The organism is Rhodococcus quanlei, assembly GCF_055231015.1.
In genome coordinates, this window is record NZ_JBUYWD010000015.1 from 1 (window position 1) to 17800 (window position 17800).

Below are 17800 nucleotides of genomic sequence, written 5' to 3' on the forward strand. Positions count from 1 at the left end.
AACCACTCACAGGGTGTGGCTTACCGCACACTCGCAATAAACGTTCCTCTCCCGGGAATTGATGACGATGCTGGCACGTTAGTTGAGTCAGTAACGCTCAATCTTGGAGGAGGCGTCGGAATGCCAGCAATCTTCGGGCCCGAGGGCCCTGGCCGTATCGACATCAGTCGGCTCATGAGCCGCGGAACCCAGGACGTGATGGGTGCAGCGGCGCGCTTCGCGGCAGGCCGCGGTGACTCCGACGTCGACGCTCTGCACGTTTTGCGTGTCATGGCAGAGCAGGGGCCGGTGAAGACACTGATGGAGCGCGCAGGCGCGGACCCGGTTACGGTCGCCGAGGCCGTCGAGCTGCGCCTGCCGCAGCGTCGGAACACTGCGGGGTTCGCAGCTCCGTCGCTGAGTAGTGCACTCAAGACCGCGCTGCTCGAAGCGCATCAGCTCGCACGTGCCCTGGGGTCGACCTACATAGACCCCGAGCACCTCTTCCTGGCGCTCGCCGCGGACAGTGACCATGCTGCCGGACGCCTGCTTGCGTCCGAGGGAATAACCCCGGAACGTCTGCAGACGGCGGTGCAGGGCGGAACTGTGGACGACTCTGCGGAATCTTCCACGCCGAATCTCGATAAGTACGGCTTCGATCTCACCGACCGCGCCCGTGCGGGTGGCGTCGATCCGGTCATCGGACGCTCCGACGAAATCGAGCAGACCATCGAAATCCTGTCGCGTCGGACCAAGAACAACCCGGTCCTCGTCGGCGAGGCCGGCGTGGGTAAGACTGCGGTTGTCGAGGGGCTTGCCCAGCGCATCGTCGACGGTGATGTCCCCGATCGCCTGGTCGGTAAGCGCGTCGTCCAACTCGACCTGTCGAGCATGGTTGCGGGTGCTCGCTACCGCGGCGATTTCGAGGAGCGGCTGAACAAGGTGGTCGACGAGATCACCGCACACGCTGGTGAAACCATCGTCTTCATCGACGAAATTCACACCATCGCAGGTGCGGGCGGCGGCGCCGAGGGTGCGATGGATGCCGGAAACATCCTCAAGCCCAAGCTCGCTCGTGGTGAGCTCCACGTCGTCGGTGCGACCACGCTCGACGAGTACCGCAAACACATCGAGAAGGATGCGGCCCTCGAGCGCCGTTTCCAGCCGGTCACGGTGGACGAGCCGAGCATCGACGATGCGATCACCATTCTCACCGGACTACGCGACCGGTACGCCGAACACCACAAGGTCGACTACACGGACGAGGCGATCACCGCCGCCGTCGAGCTGTCGGCGCGGTACATCGGTGATCGCTTCCTGCCGGACAAGGCGATCGACCTCATCGACCAGGCGGGTGCGCGGCTGTCGCTCCGCACCCCGAGCGTCGACGAGGATGCGCTGCGGCAGCGGATCGTCGAGCTCGAGGGGCTCAAAGAAGCCGCGGTCGCCGAGGAAGAATACGAACGTGCGTCCGGTCTGCGCGACGAGATCAACACCGTGCAGTCCCGACTCGATGGCGCCCCCGAGGCTGTGGGCATCCCCGATGTGACTGCCGAGCACATCGCCGAGGTTGTTTCGCGTGCGACCGGTATCCCGGCAAGCCAGATGACGCAGGCGGAAAAGGAACGCTTGCGTGGGCTCGAGGACGAGTTGCATCGACGTGTCGTCGGACAGGACGATGCGGTGCGCGCCATTGCTCGTTCGGTGCGGCGCAGTCGCACCGGCATGAGCGACCCGGACCGTCCGGTGGGGAGCTTCCTGTTCCTCGGACCGACCGGCGTCGGCAAGACCGAGTTGGCAAAGGCACTGGCTGCCAGTCTGTTCGGTGACGAGAGCAAGATGTTGCGGCTCGACATGAGTGAGTTCGGTGAACGGCACACCGTGAGCCGTCTCGTCGGTGCACCTCCTGGGTACGTCGGGTACGGCGAGGCAGGTCAGCTCACCGAACAGGTGCGGCGCAACCCGTACTCGGTGATTCTGCTCGACGAGATCGAGAAGGCTCACCCGGATGTGTTCAACACCTTGCTGCAGGTGCTCGACGACGGACGCCTCACCGACGGTCAGGGTCGGACGGTGGATTTCAAGAACACCGTGTTGATCATGACCAGCAATCTCGGGTCCGACATCATCTCGAGTAAGTCGGGTGCGCTCGGCTTCGTGACGGGCAATGCCGAGGCAGCAGAAAAGCCGTTGCGTGATCGTGTGATGGCGCGGCTGCGCGAGTCGATGCGGCCGGAGTTCCTGAACCGGATCGACGAGATCGTGATCTTCCGCAAGCTCGACGACGAGCAGCTGCACCGGATCACCGATCTTCTGCTCGAGGACAGCCGCAAACGGCTCGAGTCCAAGGGCATCGAGATCGTGTTCAGTGACGATGCCGTCGACTGGATCGCGGAGAACGGGCACCAGCCCGAGTTCGGTGCGCGTCCGTTGCGTCGCTCGATTCAGCGGGCGGTCGATGATCGGATCGCGGATCTGATTCTCGACGACGTGCTGGCCGAAGGCTCTCGGGTCCAGGTCGGTGTGGCCGACGACGAGCTCGACCTGGTGGTGCGCTAGCGCGCCCGTGCGTGGTTTGCGAGTCCAGAGACTCGCAAACCACGCACAGGTGTCTATGGTGCCTGCGGGTAGGGCAGGTGTCGGCTACTGCGTTCGTTCACAATGATCGGGCGCCCTACCTGGGGAAATGCGCGTTGCGGGCAGGCGGGACGGTCACAGACCTTGCAGCCCGCGCCGATGGGCACAGCCGCGTACGGGTCCTCGAGCTGAAGCCCTTTCGAGTAGACGAGCCTCTCCGCGTATTCGAGATCGCAGCCGAGGCCGATCGCGAAGTTCTTTTCCGGCCCACGGTAACCGTGACCACCGCTGTGCGTGGTTCGGGCAATCCACAGGTAACTGCGTCCGTCGGGCATCTGCGACACCTGACGAAGTATCCGACCAGGCCGCTCGAACGCTTCGTGCACCACCCATAATGGGCAACTACCACCTGCTCGGGAAAAATGGAACGCCGTGGCGGACTGCCTCTTCGAGATGTTTCCGGCGCGGTCGGTGCGGACGAAGAAGAAGGGCACTCCGCGCTGTCCCTTGCGTTGCAGTGTGCTCAGCCGGTGACAGATGGTTTCGAATCCGACCTCGAAACGTTGGGCCAGCAGGTCGATGTCGTACTGCAACTCTTCTGCCGAATCCAGGAACGTTCCGTACGGCAGTATCAGCGCCCCGGCAAAGTAGTTGGCCAGCCCGATTCGGGCGAGCCTTCGGGACTCTGCGGTGAGCGTCGTGTCTTCACCCACCAGCCTCTCGAGTTCGTCCTCATGGTTCAGAAAGGCCAACTGGGTAGCCAATTGGAATGCGCGCTGCCCGGGTTGGAGTCGGCGGGCGAGCTTCACCATCCGCCGGTCGGGGTCGTACAGGCGGAGCGGCCCCAGTGCACCCATCTCCTCGTTGAGAATCTGAACGCTCACACCGAACTTCTCCTCCAGCAGTCGCGTCAACTGCAGGTCCATCGACCCGACGTACAGGTGCTCGGTGCGAAACATCTCCTCGGCGGCCTCGTCGAGTGACGCAATGTGGTTACGCCGGTCGTAGAAGAAGTCGCGAACCTCCTCGTACGGCATCGGTGTTTGCCCGTCCGAGGGCGCGCCGGACAGCTGGGCGGAGAACTGGTCGAGTTGGTCCGATGCTGCATGCAGTCGCCGATGCAAAGTGACGAGGGTGCGCCCGATGGAAGGCATGCGGGCGACGAGCTCCTCCACCTCGGACAACTGCGCGTCGCCGGCGGTCTCGGTGAGCACATCGTGCAGATCCGATACCAGTCGTGCGTCGCTGTCCGCGGCGAAGAATTGCACGTCGAGGTCGAATGTGGCGTTCAGTTTGAGCAGTACCGGGACGGTGAGTGGACGCTGATCGTTCTCGAGTTGATTGAGGTAGCTCGAGGAGAGGCCGAGGGTCTTCGCAAGTGCCACTTGAGTGAGGTGTCGCTCCTCGCGTAGCCGTCGCAGGCGGGCTCCCACATACATCTTCCGCACAGCCGTCAGCGTAACGCCGCACATTTGCAACTATTGCAAAAACCCGAGCGGCAATCCGCAAAAATAGGCATTTGCGAGGCATTTTGCAGGTGGAAGCGGCTGTGTAGCGTGCGAATTATGAAGAAGCACGTAGTACGTACCCGCCCCTCGGCCGAAGTATTCCCCCGAGAAGAGCACCTTGCGTGGAAGGTTGCGGAAGTTGCAACAGACCTGGTCGAGGTGCCAGCCGATACCAGCGAGATGATCGTCAACCGCATCATCGACAATGCAGCCGTCGCAGCCGCCTCGATCACCCGTCGACCGGTGTCGAGCGCGCGCGCTCAGGCGCTGACCCACCCGTACGCCCCCGGATCCACCGTGTTCGGCGTGGACGATCGGGTATCGCCGGAATGGGCTGCGTGGGCGAACGGAGTGGCCGTTCGTGAACTGGACTTCCACGACACCTTCCTGGCGGCCGAGTACTCGCACCCGGGAGACAACATTCCGCCGATCCTCGCGGTCGCACAGCACTGCGGCCGCAGCGGCGCCGACCTGATCCGCGGATTGGCGACCGGGTACGAGATTCAGATCGACCTGGTACGGGCCATCTCCCTGCACGAGCACAAGATCGATCACGTCGCCCACCTCGGCCCTTCGGCCGCAGCCGGTATCGGAACCCTGCTCGACCTCGATGCCGACACGATCTATCAGGCGGTCGGTCAGGCACTGCACACGACGACGGCCACCCGCCAGTCACGCAAGGGCGAGATCTCCAGTTGGAAGGCGCACGCGCCCGCTTTTGCCGGGAAGATGGCCGTGGAAGCCGTCGACCGTGCGATGCGGGGCGAAGGAGCCCCCTCGCCCATCTGGGAAGGTGAGGACGGTGTCATCGCCTGGCTCCTTGGCGGACCGAAGGTCGAATACTCGGTGCCGTTGCCCGGACCGGGTGAGGCCAAACGCGCGATCCTCGACAGCTACACCAAAGAGCACTCGGCCGAGTACCAGAGTCAGGCCCCGATCGACCTGGCCCGCCGCATGCGTGCGCAGGTCGGCGACCTGTCGCAGATCGCGTCGATCGTTCTGCACACCAGCCACCACACTCACTACGTGATCGGTACGGGATCGAACGACCCGCAGAAGTTCGATCCGTCGGCCAGCCGCGAGACTCTCGACCACTCGGTGATGTATATCTTCGCGGTGGCCCTCGAGGACGGCGAGTGGCATCACGAACGTTCGTATGCTCCCGAGCGTGCGAACCGCCCTGAGACCATCGAACTGTGGAAGAAGATCTCCACAAAGGAAGACCCCGAATGGACGCGCCGCTATCACTCCACCGACCCCGACGAGAAGGCGTTCGGTGCGCGCGCCGAGATCACCTTGCGCAGTGGCGAAGTCATCACCGACGAACTTGCGGTCGCCGATGCCCACCCGCTCGGTGCACACCCGTTCGCCCGTGAGCAGTACATCGCGAAATTCCGCACTCTGGCAGAAGGAGTCATCGCACCGGCAGAGCAGGACCGGTTCCTCGATGTCGCTCAGCGCGTTCCCAGTCTGAAGGTCGGCGAACTCGATCAGCTCACTGTCACTGCCACCGACGACGTCCTGGCGGCGGCGCCCACGATCGCACAGGGGATCTTCTGATGAACGACAACACATCACGCGTGATTGCCGCGCCCGCATCTGCGTCGGACAAACGCAAAGCGTTCCGGGCCGGTTTGGCATCGAACAAGATTCAGCGGATGCCCGGAGCGTTCTCTCCACTCGTCGCGATGTTGGCGCAGGAAATCGGGTTCGAGGGCGTGTACGTCTCGGGTGCTGTCGTGTCCGCCGATCTCGGTCTCCCCGATATCGGTCTCACCACTCTCAGCGAGGTCGCCGATCGTGGGCAGCAGATCGCCCGAGTGACCGACCTGCCGACCCTCATCGACGCGGACACCGGGTTCGGCGAGCCGATGAGCGCAGCCCGCACCGTCACCGTTCTCGAAGATGCGGGTCTGGCGGGTTGTCACCTCGAGGATCAGGTCAACCCCAAGCGTTGCGGCCATCTCGACGGCAAGGCCGTGGTCCCCGCCGGCGACATGGTTCAGCGGATCAGGGCAGCGGTGTCCGCTCGGCGCGACCCCGACTTCGTCATCTGTGCTCGCACCGACGCCCGCGCCATCGAGGGGTTGGATGCGGCCATCGCACGGGCGAACGCCTACGTCGACGCTGGAGCGGACATGATCTTCGTCGAGGCGCTCGCCGACGAATCGGAGTTCGAGAAGTTCCGTGCCGGTGTCCGAGTGCCATTGCTGGCCAACATGACCGAGTTCGGCAAATCCGATCTGCTCTCGGCATCTGCGCTCGAGAATCTCGGGTACAACGTCGTGATTTATCCGGTGTCTACCCTGCGGCTTGCGATGTTCGCCGCGGAACAGGGACTGCGCGAGATCGCGGAGACCGGCACTCAGGCCGGCGTCGTCGACCGGATGCAGCACCGCAGCCGGTTGTACGAATTGCTGCAGTACGAGAACTACAACGAATTCGATTCCGGGATCTTCAACTTCACACTCGAGGGGGAGTCATGACGCAGATCCGCAAGGGACTCACCGGTGTCGTCGTCGACACGACGGCAATCTCGAAAGTGGTGCCCGAAACCAATACCCTCACCTACCGCGGATACCCCGTGCAGGACCTCGCTGCACACTGCTCCTTCGAGGAAGTGGCGTATCTGCTGTGGAATGGTGAGCTGCCCGACGACGGCCAACTGCAGTTGTTCACCCAACGCGAGCGGGCGCAACGCCGAGCCGATCGCTCGTTGCTGTCCTTGCTGGCCAAACTGCCGGACACGTGTCACCCGATGGACGTGGTGCGTACCGCCATCAGCTACCTGGGTGCTGAGGACCCGGAAGAAGACGACAACGCATCGTCCGCCAACCTCGACAAGTCACTCCGCATGATGGCGGTGTTGCCGACGGTGGTCGCCGCCGACTTCCGGCGCCGTCGCGGCCTCGATCCGATCAACCCACATTCGCACCTCGGATTCGCGGAGAATTTCCTCTACATGTCCTTCGGTGCGGTGCCGGACACGAGGATCGTGAAGGCGTTCGAAGCCTCGCTGGTGTTGTATGCGGAACACAGTTTCAATGCGTCGACCTTCGCCGCTCGCGTGGTGACGTCGACGCTGTCGGACATCTATAGTGCGGTGACGGCCGCCATCGGAGCGCTGAAGGGGCCGTTGCACGGCGGCGCGAACGAGGCCGTCATGACCATGATGCTCGAGATCGACGATCCGGCCCAGGCGTCGGAGTGGTTGCGGGGCAAAATGGCCGACAAGCAGAAGGTGATGGGCTTCGGCCACCGCGTCTACAAGGACGGCGACTCCAGAGTGCCGACCATGCGCGCCGCTTTGCAGGACGTTGCGGCGGTGACCGATGGCCAGAAGTGGCTGGACATGTACGACGAACTCGAGCGCACCATGCTCGACGCCACGGGAATCAAGCCGAATCTGGATTTCCCGGCGGGTCCTGCCTACTACCTGATGGGCTTCGATATCGAGGTGTTCACACCCATTTTCGTGATGGCGCGCATCACCGGTTGGACTGCGCACATCATCGAGCAGGGGAGTGCGAATGCCCTGATCCGGCCGCTCAGTGAGTACTCGGGTGTTGATCAGCGAGTCCTCGCCCGCTGACCGCCCTCACCCCTGTGCGTGGTTTGCGAGTCGCCCGACTCGCAAACCACGCACAGGCGGCGGAGTCGCCTACAGCTCGGCGCGAACCAGTTTCGCCGCTTCGACGAGGTTGCGGAGCGACTCCTCGACCTCGACGGGGCCGCGGGTCTTGAGTCCACAATCCGGATTCACCCACAGCCGTTCCACCGGAACGGCTTTCAGTGCTTCGCGGAGAGATTCGGCGATCTCGTCCACGCTCGGTACCCGCGGAGAGTGAATGTCGTACACGCCGGGCCCGACCCCCAGGTCGAAGCCCACCGCGTTGAGATCGTCGAGTACCTCCATGTGTGAGCGTGCTGCCTCGATGGACGTCACATCGGCATCCAACTTGGCGATGGCCTCGATGACCTCACCGAACTCCGAATAGCACAGATGCGTGTGGATCTGCGTCACATCGGCAACCCCGGAAGTGGACAACCGGAACGCACCGACGGACCAATCCAGGTAGGCGGTCTGTTCGGTAGCGCGCAAAGGCAGCAGCTCCCGTAGCGCGGGTTCGTCGACCTGAATGATCTTGACGCCCGCAGCCTCGAGGTCGACCGTTTCCTCACGGATCGCGAGGGCGACCTGGTTGGCGGAATCGGCCAGGGGCTGATCGTCGCGCACGAACGACCACGCGAGGATGGTCACCGGACCGGTCAGCATGCCCTTGACCGGGCGCTCGGTCAGTGATTGTGCGTACTCGATCCAGTCGACGGTCATCGGTTTCGGTCGCCGAACGTCGCCGAACAGGATCGGCGGACGCACGCACCGGCTTCCGTACGACTGGACCCAGCCGTTGGCTGTGGCGAAGAATCCGTCGAGTTGCTCGGCGAAATACTGCACCATGTCGTTACGTTCGGGCTCGCCGTGGACGAGGACGTCGATGTCGAGCTGCTCTTGTAGCGCCACCACATCGGCGATCTCACCACGCATCCGCGCCAGGTACTCGGCCTGGTCGATCTCGCCCTTGCGCAATGCGGCACGGGCGATGCGGATCTGCCTCGTCTGTGGGTACGACCCGATTGTCGTCGTGGGAAGCGGTGGGAGATCGAGTGCGGCTTGCGCCTGACGGCGTTCTGCAGCCGGGCTGCGTCCAGCGTCGGATTCGATTGTCGTGGCCAAGCGTTCACGTAGTTCCGCGTCGTGCAGGCGGGCGTCGGTGGCGCGAGTCGACGCGGCCGCGCGGGCCAGTGCGAATTCGTCGTCGACCGATTCGCGGCCCTTGGTGATCGCGGTGCCCAGTGCAACGACCTCGCGCACCTTTTCACTGCCGAAAGCCAGCCAGGAACGCAGCGCTTTGTCGAGTTCCGTCTCCGCATCGAGCGTGTACGGAACGTGCAGCAAGGAGCACGACGTCGACACTGCAAGCGAGCCGACGTTGCCGAGGACGGTGCTGACGGTGGCGAGGGCCTTGCCGAGGTCGGTGCGCCAGACGTTGCGACCGTCGACGATGCCGGCCACCACGTGCTTGTGAGCCAACCCGGGAACCGATGGAATCGAGTCGCTTCCGGCGACAAGATCGAGTGCGAGCCCCTCGATTCCGGTGGAAGCGAGGGCAGGCAAGGCATCACCGAGACTGCCGAAGTAGGACGCGACCAGGATGGCCGGCCGACTCTCGGCTCCGGACAGAGTGTCGTACACGCGTGTGGCGACGGCGATCTCCTCGGTGGTGCGATCCGCGACCAGCGCAGGTTCGTCGATCTGCACCCATTGGGCACCCTTGTCGGCGAGCAGTGCGAGGAGTTCGGCATACAACGGCAGCAACTCGTCGACGCGATCGAGGAGCTTTGTGTCGGATCCCACTCCTTTCGAGAGCAGAAGGAACGTGACCGGACCCAGGACTACCGGTCTGGCTGGGATGTCCAGTGCGAGTGCTTCGTCGAGTTCTGCGAGCACTTTGGACGGATCCAGCGAGAACGTCGTCGACGGCGAGATCTCCGGCACGAGGTAGTGGTAGTTGGTGTCGAACCACTTGGTCATCTCGAGCGGCGCGACCGCGTCATTGCCTCGTGCCGCCGCGAAGTAGCGGTCGAGCGGGGTGTCGATATCCGCAACGCGCTCGGGCAGGGCACCGAGCATCGCAGCAGTATCGAGGACGTGGTCGTAGTACGAGAAGGTGTTGACGGGAACGGAGTCGAGCCCGGCGTCACGCAGCTCGGTCCAGTTCTGGGCACGCAAGTCGGCGGCGACCGACTCCAGCCCGGCAGGGTCGAGCTTTCCTGCCCAGTAGGCCTCGACGGCCTTCTTCAGTTCGCGATTGCGGCCGATGCGAGGGGAGCCCAGCACGGTCGCTGTGAATGAAAATGTCACGAGTTTCTCCAGTTGCGTAGCGGTACGGTCACCACCGGCAAGCGGGTACACCTCTCGAGCCCAGGACAGATTTCAAGCGCACGGAGGTCTACGCGCCCATTCCACGGGGCGGTGAACCGTCGGGCACGGCGTGCCCGACGCAGTCGGCAGGTCTTCGGACTCGCAGGCAGCCGGCGTATTCGACGTCGGACCTAGTGGCCGTCGCTTCCCAGGCGTTGAAGACCCAGTGCATGGTGACGGCGGTCGTTCCTGCTCACCGCTGCGGGACAGTTCCGGATTCTCACCGGATTCCCTCTCACACGTAACGCCTCGAAAGGCGCACGTGCTTCGACGCCGAGCGCAGTCTTCGGGGCTCCTCACGACCGCACCGGGCGAACCAGCTGCACCGACCAGCATAGCCGTCTCTTTGCGGCCGAAACCCCCGGTGCGTGACGAAGGAGGGTGGACACTCGTCAACCGCTCACAGGGGATGATTCGCGTGGATGGAGAGAAGTCGCTAGTGTGGTCGGCATGCAGCGCGCATATTTTTGGTTTAGCAGGCCGGCCCTGGGTGGGTCGGTCGGTGTTACCACGCGCTGACCTCCACCCTACGAGCCGGATACAGACCGGCTCGCTGGAGTTCTTCACAGTCTTCGAGTCGGTTGGAACAGGAAACCGACGTAATGACTATCACTATCGACAATTCCGTTGCCGTCGACGAATCCACTCTCGACAATCAGCGAACTGTTTCGCTGAGTCCTCTCGTACCGCCGTCAGTGGTCCGCGGTGAGCTGACTCCCGGCGACGTTGCGTCCGCGACGGTCCGGACGGGACGTGCGGGAACGGTCGACATCCTGCGCGGCGACGACGACCGCCTGCTCGTCGTGGTCGGCCCGTGCTCGGTCCACGACCCGGCAGCGGCCATCGACTACGCACGCCGCCTGGCGTCCAAGGCCGAAGAATTGCGTGCCGACCTGCACATCGTCATGCGCGTGTACTTCGAGAAGCCGCGCACCTCGTTGGGGTGGAAAGGTCTGCTCAACGACCCACATCTCGACGGAACGTTCGACATCGACAGCGGCCTGCGGATCGGCCGCAAGCTGCTGCTCGACATCTCCGACCTCGGCCTTCCGGTCGGCTGCGAATTCCTCGATCCGATAATGCCTCAGTACATCTCCGACCTCGTGTCCTACGGTGCGATCGGTGCCCGCACGGCTGCGAGTCAGGTGCATCGTCAGCTGTGCAGTGCACTGTCCATGCCGGTGGGGATCAAGAACTCCACCGAAGGTGACGTGCAGGTCGCGGTGGACGGAACGCGTGCTGCCGCAGCAAGTCACGTCTTCCCTGGCACCGACCTCGACGGACGTGCAGCACTGGTCCGGACTGCCGGTAACCCGGACTGCCACGTGATTCTGCGCGGCGGTACCGACGGCCCCAATTACGATGCAGAGACTGTTGCCGACACGGCGTCGCGGCTGCGTAAGGCCGGGTTGCCCGAATGTGTGGTGGTGGATGCGAGTCACGGCAACAGCTCCAAGAATCACGAGAAGCAGATCGACGTCGTCTCGGATCTTGCGGCCCGAATCGAAAACGGGGAGAAGGGTGTTGTCGGTGTGATGCTCGAAAGCTTCCTGGAGGCCGGGCGTCAGGACCTGCGCCTCGGCCACGTCGACGAGCTGACGTACGGCAAGTCGATCACCGATGCGTGCCTGGATTGGGAGAGGACGGCAGCGCAACTGGATCGCCTGGCGAGCGCTGTTGCCGCACGACGGCAGTGATGGTCAGCGGACACCACGCGTGCGGAACTGCACACTGATTCGCGGTCCCGTCGGACGTTTGCTCTTGGGTACGCAGTGTTCCCACGTGCGCTGGCATGATCCGCCCATCACGAGCAGGTCGCCGTGCCCGAGGGGGAAGCGCAGCGACGTGCCCCCGCCGCGCGGTCGTAGGAGAAGCGACCGCGCGGCGCCGAGAGACAGGATGGCGATCATCGTGTCCTCTGTGCGGCTGCGTCCGGTGTCGTCACCGTGCCAGGCGACGCTGTCGTTCCCGTCTCGGTAATAGCAGAGCCCGGACGTCGCGAACGGTTCGCCCAACTCGCGTGCGTAATGAGCCGACAAGGTGTTGCGACTCGTGACGAGCATGGAATCGGGCAGTGGTGCGCGTTCGTCGTAGAAGCTGACGAGCCGGGGAACGTCGACGACTCGGTCGTACATCTGCCTGCGCTCTGCCCGCCAAGGCACGACGCTTACCAAGCGTTCGAACAACGCATCGGAACCCGACAACCAGCCGGGTGCGGTGTCGACCCACGCGTCCCGAGCGAGCGGAGTACGAGTGAGGACGCTACCCAATTCGCCGAGTTCGGCACCGAGGGCCGAGTCGTCGAACAGCGATGGCTGGAGCATGCAACGAGCCTACCTCGAGGTATCGAACGGGTGTTCGATGTCAACTGATCGGGGTGAAGTCTCGACTGCTGAGGTATGTCGGACGCGGTGCCTGCGCGGCGTACGGCTCCGTCGGCGGGTTCTCGATGCTGTTGAACACGATGAACAAGTTCGACCGTGCGAACGGTGTGATGTTGCCGTTCGATCCGTGCATGCAGTTCGAATCGAAGACCGTCGCAGAACCGGACGGCCCCGTCATGACCTCGATGCCGTACTCGTTGGCCATTCCGGTCAGGGTCTTCTCGTCGGGGGACCCGGTCGGCGGTGCGGTGCTCACCAGCGATTCCTTGAAGTAGTCCTCGGGCGTGCTTCCCGCGCAGGAAACGAACTTGCGGTGCGATCCCGGCATGATCATCAGCCCGCCGTTGTAGCCGTAGTTCTCGGTCAACGCGATGGAAATGCTGGCCGCGCGCGGCGCCGGCATGCCGTCCTCGGCGTGCCAGGTTTCGAAGTCGGAATGCCAGTAGAAGGCGCCACCGCCGAAGCCAGGTTTGAAATTGAGTCGTGACTGGTGAACGTACACGTCGGAGCCCAGAATCTGTCGAGCGATACCGACAACTTCGGGGCGGCGGATGATCTCGTCGACCACCGAGCTGAGCAGGTGAACGTCGAAAACCGAACGCACGTCACCGCCCCCGTTTTCGCGGACCACGCGGCCATCGCCATGTAGACCCTTATCGCCTGCGAGGCGGTACATTTCGTCGTTCAGCGCGAAAACATCCCGTGTCGAGACCAGAGCATCCTTCGAATGGAAGCCCCGTGCGTCGTAGTCTGCGACCTCCCGTGCCGACAGTGGTCCGCCTGGGGGAGCGTTGCGATTCGGTTCGATCCAGGTGACGGGATCTTGTCGGACGCTCACTGTGCACTCGCTGCGGTCACGTGTGGGGTAGTGGTCGGCGACAACCGTACGCATACTTTCAGGCTCACCCTCTCAGGTCAGGAATATCGGTACTTCACCGACGTTCCCACTGGTCGTCGCTTCATGCAACCCGTCAGCGCCAGCGTCACAGGCCTGTGCGCAGGCTGGGAACGTCGGATCGGGCTCGGTCCGGTCGCTCGCGCGGAAAGTGTCGGAGGACGGGTTTACCGTGAGCGCATGTCGATGGAATTTCAGGTCACAGTTGATTCACAGCAACCGCACCAGCAGGCGAAATGGTGGGCCAGCGCGCTCGATTGGGAGATGGAGCCAAGTGATGAGAACTTCATCCGCGGGCTGATCCAAGCCGGTCATGCCCGAGAATCGGATACCACCACGTTCGAGGGCGTGCTGATGTGGCGCGGGGGAGCGGCGATCCGCGATCCCGAACACCCTCAGCGCCCGCGTGTCTTGTTCCAGCTCGTCCCGGAGTCGAAACAGGTGAAGAACCGCCTTCACCTGGATCTTCGTGCCGGCGACGGGCGAGAGGCGCTGGCCGAGAAGCTCGTTGCAGCCGGGGCCACCATTTCGCACCGCGGTAGTCAGGGGCCCTACGAATGGATCACGATGACGGACCCGGAGGGCAACGAGTTCTGTCTGTGTTGAGGGCAGCTCAGCGGTAGTTGCTCGGGGTACTGCCGGTCCAGCGCTTGAAAGCCCGCCGAAAAGCGCTGGGCTCCGAGAATCCGAGCCGAGCGGAGAGCGTCTCCACGGCCTCACCGCGTCGGAGACCGGCGACGGCTGTGTCGCGGAGAACTTCCTCGCGCAATTGATTGAGTGACGTACCGTCCTGGCGAAGCAGTCGGCGCAGGTGCGGGACGCTGATGGACAGCATCTCGGCGATGTCATCGGCGGTCGCAGTCCGCCCTGTCACGCCCAACTCGAGGGCGCGGCGTACCTGCGCGGACGCGGCGGAGTCGTAATCCCTTTCGGACAGAAGGAGGTTCGGCGACCCGCGAAGGTAGTCTTCGAGCGTTTCCTCGGTTTGGATAACCGGAAAACGCAGTGCCGCGTTGTCGAACTCCAGTGAGGGTGCGGGGCAGCCGAAGGTGACCGGCACTCCGAAGATGTAGTCGTAGTTCTGGGCCAGCCCGGCAACCGGCGCGGGATAGGGGACTTCGACGGACAGCAAGGGCACTCTCTTGCCGACCAACCATGCTGCAAACCGGTGCAGAAGCAGGAGCGAGAAATCTGTGGTGATACGTGCCGCCTCATCGGAAAGGTCCGAGTCGTCTGTGCGGCCCGGCATGAGGGTGACGCGGGTGCTGCGTTCACCCGAATCGAGGTGTAGTGGCGGCAGGGCGGGGAGGGCACGCACCAGATCGGCAAGACGGTAGATCACCGATCTCAGATCGGGTCGGTGAATCAGTGCCAGGCACAGTAGGCGAAAGGTGCCGCGGGGTACGGGTGCTCGGCCCAGGCCGAACAACTCGTCGTCGGTCACACGCCACACTTCCTGTGTGAACGCGGTGACCTGTGCCGGTGTGAGCCTGGCCAGGGGGTCTGCCAGGGCTGCGGGCGTGATACCGGCGGTGGTCAGTGCGGAGCCGAGATCGGTACCGGTCTGATCGGACAGCTCCAGTGCCCGTCGGACGAAATCTGCGGGAATGGTTCGCGCGTTCACCGTGTCCGTGTTCATCGCGCAGACTCCCAGGGGTTCATCGCGCAGACTCCCCGAGTGTGTGCAGACGCCGGGCAGCTTCGCCGAGAACTTCGTCCTTCTTGCAGAACGCAAAGCGCACCAGGTGATTCCATTGATTCGGATGGTCGGTGAATACGCTGATCGGCACGGCGGCCACCCCGATACGTTCCGGTAGGGCGCGGCAGAACGCCATTGCGTCGTGCTCACCGATTGCGCGAATATCGGCGCACAGGAAGTAGGTTCCCCCACCTGAGAAGACATCGAAGCCCGCGTCCGTGAGCGCGTGGTGCAGCACATCGCGTTTGGACTGTAGGCCGGAAGCCATATCGCGGACCCAGTTCTGTTCGTGCTCCAGAGCGTGCGCGACAGCCGGTTGGAACGGCGCACCACCGACGAAGGACAGATACTGTTTGGCCGCGCGCACACCGGCGATCAGATCGGCCGGACCGCAGGCCCACCCGATCTTCCATCCCGTCACGTTGAACATCTTCGCCGCACTCGACACCGTGACGGTGCGTTCCCACATCCCGGGCAGCGACGCGAGCGGAGTGTGCACCCGTCGGTCGAAAACCAGGTGTTCGTACACCTCGTCGCTGAGCACGAGTAGGTCGTGCTCACAGGCGAGTTCTGCGATGGCACGAGTCTCGTCGTCGGTGAAGACGGTGCCGGTGGGGTTGTGTGGGGTGTTGACGACGAGCATCGTGGTGCGCTCGGTGATCGCTGCGCGAAGGGCATCCACGTCCAATCGGAAGCCGGAACCCGACGGTACGAGGGGTGCGGTTCTGCGGACGGCGCCGGCCAAAGCCACCGTGGCTGCATAGGAGTCGTAGAACGGTTCGATCAACACCACTTCGTCTCCCGGTTCGACCAACCCCAGCAGCGTCGCACTGATGGCTTCGGTCGCACCGACGGTGACCAGAACCTCGGCGGCGGGATCGAGGTCGGCGCCGTAACGCCGATTTCTGTCTGCGGCGACGGCTTCGCGCAGCACGGCCATTCCTGCCCCGGGCGGGTACTGGTTCAATCCGTCGACGATGGCCTGGCGCGCGGTCGCGAGCATCGACTCGGGTCCGTCGGTATCCGGGTAACCCTGGCCGAGGTTGATGGCGTCGTGGCGAGCCGCGAGTTCGGTCATTTCCGCGAAGATCGTGGATGTGAACGGCCGCAGACGTGCGACGGTCCGGTTGCGGGCTCCCTCGGGCATAACTGCAGCGTAGTTGGTGTGCTGCCACATTCTCGATCCGGTGGTGTCACGTTCTGGCGTGCTGCGTCGTCTATGGGGTGGAGGGCGCAGACGGCGCCCGGCAAAGACGGAGGACATCATGACACGCATTCCCGCTGTGACACCTGCGGAGGCCGGACCGGTTGTGAAGGTTGCGTACAAGTTCGCGGCTCGGCAGTTCGGCGCTGTTCCCGAGCCCTTTGCGATCACCGCGCATCACCCGAAACTGATGGCTGCCTCCGGCGCCCACGAGCTCGCAGTGCAGAAGGCATCCACCGTGCTGCCGGCGAACGTGCGTGAACTCGCCGTGTACCGGGTGGCGTGGACAATCGGCTGCTCCTGGTGCGTCGACTTCGGGACCATGTTGCAGCGTCTCGACGGTCTGGACATCGAGCGTCTGAAAGAGATCGGCAACTACGCCGAATCCGACCTGTACACCGACGACGAGAAGGCGGCGATCGCATACGCCGACGCCATGACCGGCGATGTTCACGGTGACAACGGCGTCACGGACGATCAGGTCGCCGACTTGGCGCGCCGATTCGGTTACGACGGCGTGGTGGAGCTGACTTACCAGATCGGACTCGAGAACATGCGAGCGCGGATGAACTCGGCGCTCGGCATCACCGATCAGGGTTTCAGTACCGATGCTTGTCGCGTGCCGTGGGCGGACGACCAAGTCACCGGCTGATTCGGACCCCCGAGAACTTCTCCGGGTTCGCGACGTCATACGCGGCGTAGACGAGCCCGTCTCGGACGGTGAAGCCGTTGACGCGGGCTGCAAACCCTCGGTTGCGCTCGTTCTCGGGCAGCCCAGGGTTGTAGAAGCCGAGCTGGCCGTTGACCAGCACGGGCTGCAACGCCTCGAACGCCTCATGACCGTAACGCCGGCCGAGTCCGAGGAAGAAGCGGGCGAACTTGTCGGCGCCCACGATGATGTTGACGGCGGTGTTGGTGGTGCCGTTGGCATCGCCGATCACCCTCGCGTCCGGGTGCAGGGCCGCAACCACGGCATCGAGATCCCCGCTGGACATGGCCTCGATCAACCGGGTGACTGCCGCCGCGTGCTCGTCGTCCGGGACCGGGGGAGTTGCCGTGGTCGCCGCTTTGCGACCACGCGAAGCCAGTTGCCGAGCCGTCGCCACTTCGACGCCGAGGATGTTCGCGATCTCGGCGAACGGTACGGAGAAGCCGTCGTGCAGGACGAGGGCGACTCGTTGCTGCGGCGGCAGTGCGTCGAGCACGACGAGTGCGGCCAGGCGGTTGTCTTCCTGGTTCACAACGTAGTCCAGCGGGTCGGGCTCTGCCGAGGGGTTGATGTCGGTGACGATCGGTTCCGGGAGCCACTGCCCCACATAGGTTTCTCGTCGGACCGCAGCGGACCGGAGCCGGTCGAGGCACACTCGTCCCACGACCGTCGTGAGCCACGCTCCGAGGTCACGAATCTGCTCCGAGTTGTTGGAGTGCAACCGAATCCATGATTCCTGGACGGCATCTTCCGCATCACCGACGCTTCCCGTCAGCCGGTATGCGACCGACAACAGGTGTCGTCGATGAAGTTCGAACTCGTCCGTGAGAGACGCAGTTGTCATGCAGCCGAGTGTACGTCG

Annotated in this window: 14 protein-coding genes and 1 riboswitch; of the genes, 7 read left to right on the top strand and 7 right to left on the bottom strand. The window is 63.8% G+C overall.

Translation table 11 applies throughout. The features are described 5' to 3' along the window. Positions 1-120 precede the first annotated feature (120 nt). Positions 121-2538: an ATP-dependent Clp protease ATP-binding subunit gene (locus tag ACZI8Q_RS12450; RefSeq protein WP_463373851.1), complete on the top strand. Its 2418-nt coding sequence runs from the start codon at positions 121-123 to the stop codon at positions 2536-2538. A gap of 53 nt (positions 2539-2591) precedes the next feature. On the opposite strand, the gene ACZI8Q_RS12455 is transcribed toward ACZI8Q_RS12450, so the two are convergent. Next, positions 2592-4004, bottom strand: coding sequence for a short-chain fatty acyl-CoA regulator family protein (locus tag ACZI8Q_RS12455; protein ID WP_463373852.1), 1413 nt, complete (start codon positions 4002-4004; stop codon positions 2592-2594). 117 nt (positions 4005-4121) lie between these two features. Between ACZI8Q_RS12455 and prpD the strand changes: the two genes are divergently transcribed. The 3 genes from prpD to ACZI8Q_RS12470 are packed head-to-tail and all read left to right on the top strand — an operon-like array spanning position 4122 to position 7656. Next, entirely contained in the window at positions 4122-5624 is a 1503-nt protein-coding gene (gene prpD / locus ACZI8Q_RS12460; protein ID WP_463373853.1) for a 2-methylcitrate dehydratase PrpD, read from the top strand. Next, positions 5624-6550, top strand: coding sequence for a methylisocitrate lyase (gene prpB / locus ACZI8Q_RS12465; protein ID WP_463373854.1), 927 nt, complete (start codon positions 5624-5626; stop codon positions 6548-6550). The genes prpD and prpB overlap by 1 nt, the downstream gene beginning before the upstream one ends. After that, a complete protein-coding gene (locus ACZI8Q_RS12470; protein ID WP_463373855.1) occupies positions 6547-7656 on the top strand; it encodes a bifunctional 2-methylcitrate synthase/citrate synthase in 1110 nt (369 codons plus the stop codon). The genes prpB and ACZI8Q_RS12470 overlap by 4 nt, the downstream gene beginning before the upstream one ends. A gap of 69 nt (positions 7657-7725) precedes the next feature. Here ACZI8Q_RS12470 and metE read toward each other — a convergent pair whose 3' ends face one another. After that, on the bottom strand, positions 7726-9987 hold the full coding sequence (gene metE, locus ACZI8Q_RS12475; protein WP_463373856.1) for a 5-methyltetrahydropteroyltriglutamate--homocysteine S-methyltransferase: 2262 nt from the start codon (positions 9985-9987) through the stop codon (positions 7726-7728). 128 nt (positions 9988-10115) lie between these two features. Beyond that, a riboswitch (cobalamin riboswitch) is annotated at positions 10116-10328 on the bottom strand. A gap of 321 nt (positions 10329-10649) precedes the next feature. Between metE and ACZI8Q_RS12480 the strand changes: the two genes are divergently transcribed. Further along, entirely contained in the window at positions 10650-11744 is a 1095-nt protein-coding gene (locus ACZI8Q_RS12480; RefSeq protein ID WP_463373857.1) for a 3-deoxy-7-phosphoheptulonate synthase, read from the top strand. 3 nt (positions 11745-11747) lie between these two features. On the opposite strand, the gene ACZI8Q_RS12485 is transcribed toward ACZI8Q_RS12480, so the two are convergent. Together ACZI8Q_RS12485 and thpD are read right to left on the bottom strand one after the other, a co-directional pair. Next, entirely contained in the window at positions 11748-12371 is a 624-nt protein-coding gene (locus ACZI8Q_RS12485) for an alpha-ketoglutarate-dependent dioxygenase AlkB (RefSeq protein WP_463373858.1), read from the bottom strand. A gap of 40 nt (positions 12372-12411) precedes the next feature. Then, positions 12412-13323, bottom strand: coding sequence for an ectoine hydroxylase (gene thpD / locus ACZI8Q_RS12490; RefSeq protein WP_463373859.1), 912 nt, complete (start codon positions 13321-13323; stop codon positions 12412-12414). 183 nt (positions 13324-13506) lie between these two features. Here thpD and ACZI8Q_RS12495 point away from each other — a divergent pair, with 183 nt between their 5' ends. Continuing rightward, positions 13507-13932, top strand: coding sequence for a VOC family protein (locus tag ACZI8Q_RS12495; RefSeq protein ID WP_463373860.1), 426 nt, complete (start codon positions 13507-13509; stop codon positions 13930-13932). Between the two features lie 7 nt (positions 13933-13939). On the opposite strand, the gene ACZI8Q_RS12500 is transcribed toward ACZI8Q_RS12495, so the two are convergent. Further along, positions 13940-14950: an AraC family transcriptional regulator gene (locus tag ACZI8Q_RS12500; protein ID WP_463373881.1), complete on the bottom strand. Its 1011-nt coding sequence runs from the start codon at positions 14948-14950 to the stop codon at positions 13940-13942. Between the two features lie 34 nt (positions 14951-14984). Then, positions 14985-16172, bottom strand: a complete 1188-nt coding sequence (locus ACZI8Q_RS12505) for a pyridoxal phosphate-dependent aminotransferase (protein ID WP_463373861.1) — start codon at positions 16170-16172, stop codon at positions 14985-14987. A 118-nt stretch (positions 16173-16290) separates the two neighbouring features. Here ACZI8Q_RS12505 and ACZI8Q_RS12510 point away from each other — a divergent pair, with 118 nt between their 5' ends. Then, entirely contained in the window at positions 16291-16881 is a 591-nt protein-coding gene (locus tag ACZI8Q_RS12510; RefSeq protein ID WP_463373862.1) for a carboxymuconolactone decarboxylase family protein, read from the top strand. On the opposite strand, the gene ACZI8Q_RS12515 is transcribed toward ACZI8Q_RS12510, so the two are convergent. Then, complete coding sequence (locus tag ACZI8Q_RS12515; protein ID WP_463373863.1) at positions 16871-17782, bottom strand: sigma-70 family RNA polymerase sigma factor; 912 nt, start codon at positions 17780-17782, stop codon at positions 16871-16873. The genes ACZI8Q_RS12510 and ACZI8Q_RS12515 overlap by 11 nt on opposite strands. Between the last annotated feature and the right edge of the window lie 18 nt (positions 17783-17800).

Bases quoted from the DNA above. Each gene is read 5' to 3' on its own strand.
- prpD (WP_463373853.1), top strand. From the start codon at position 4,122: ATGAAGAAGCACGTAGTACGTACCCGCCCCTCGGCCGAAGTATTCCCC.
- prpB (WP_463373854.1), top strand. From the start codon at position 5,624: ATGAACGACAACACATCACGCGTGATTGCCGCGCCCGCATCTGCGTCG.
- ACZI8Q_RS12470 (WP_463373855.1), top strand. From the start codon at position 6,547: ATGACGCAGATCCGCAAGGGACTCACCGGTGTCGTCGTCGACACGACG.
- ACZI8Q_RS12485 (WP_463373858.1), bottom strand. From the start codon at position 12,371: ATGCTCCAGCCATCGCTGTTCGACGACTCGGCCCTCGGTGCCGAACTC.
- ACZI8Q_RS12480 (WP_463373857.1), top strand. From the start codon at position 10,650: ATGACTATCACTATCGACAATTCCGTTGCCGTCGACGAATCCACTCTC.
- ACZI8Q_RS12505 (WP_463373861.1), bottom strand. From the start codon at position 16,172: ATGCCCGAGGGAGCCCGCAACCGGACCGTCGCACGTCTGCGGCCGTTC.
- ACZI8Q_RS12495 (WP_463373860.1), top strand. From the start codon at position 13,507: ATGTCGATGGAATTTCAGGTCACAGTTGATTCACAGCAACCGCACCAG.
- ACZI8Q_RS12450 (WP_463373851.1), top strand. From the start codon at position 121: ATGCCAGCAATCTTCGGGCCCGAGGGCCCTGGCCGTATCGACATCAGT.
- ACZI8Q_RS12515 (WP_463373863.1), bottom strand. From the start codon at position 17,782: ATGACAACTGCGTCTCTCACGGACGAGTTCGAACTTCATCGACGACAC.
- ACZI8Q_RS12510 (WP_463373862.1), top strand. From the start codon at position 16,291: ATGACACGCATTCCCGCTGTGACACCTGCGGAGGCCGGACCGGTTGTG.
- thpD (WP_463373859.1), bottom strand. From the start codon at position 13,323: ATGCGTACGGTTGTCGCCGACCACTACCCCACACGTGACCGCAGCGAG.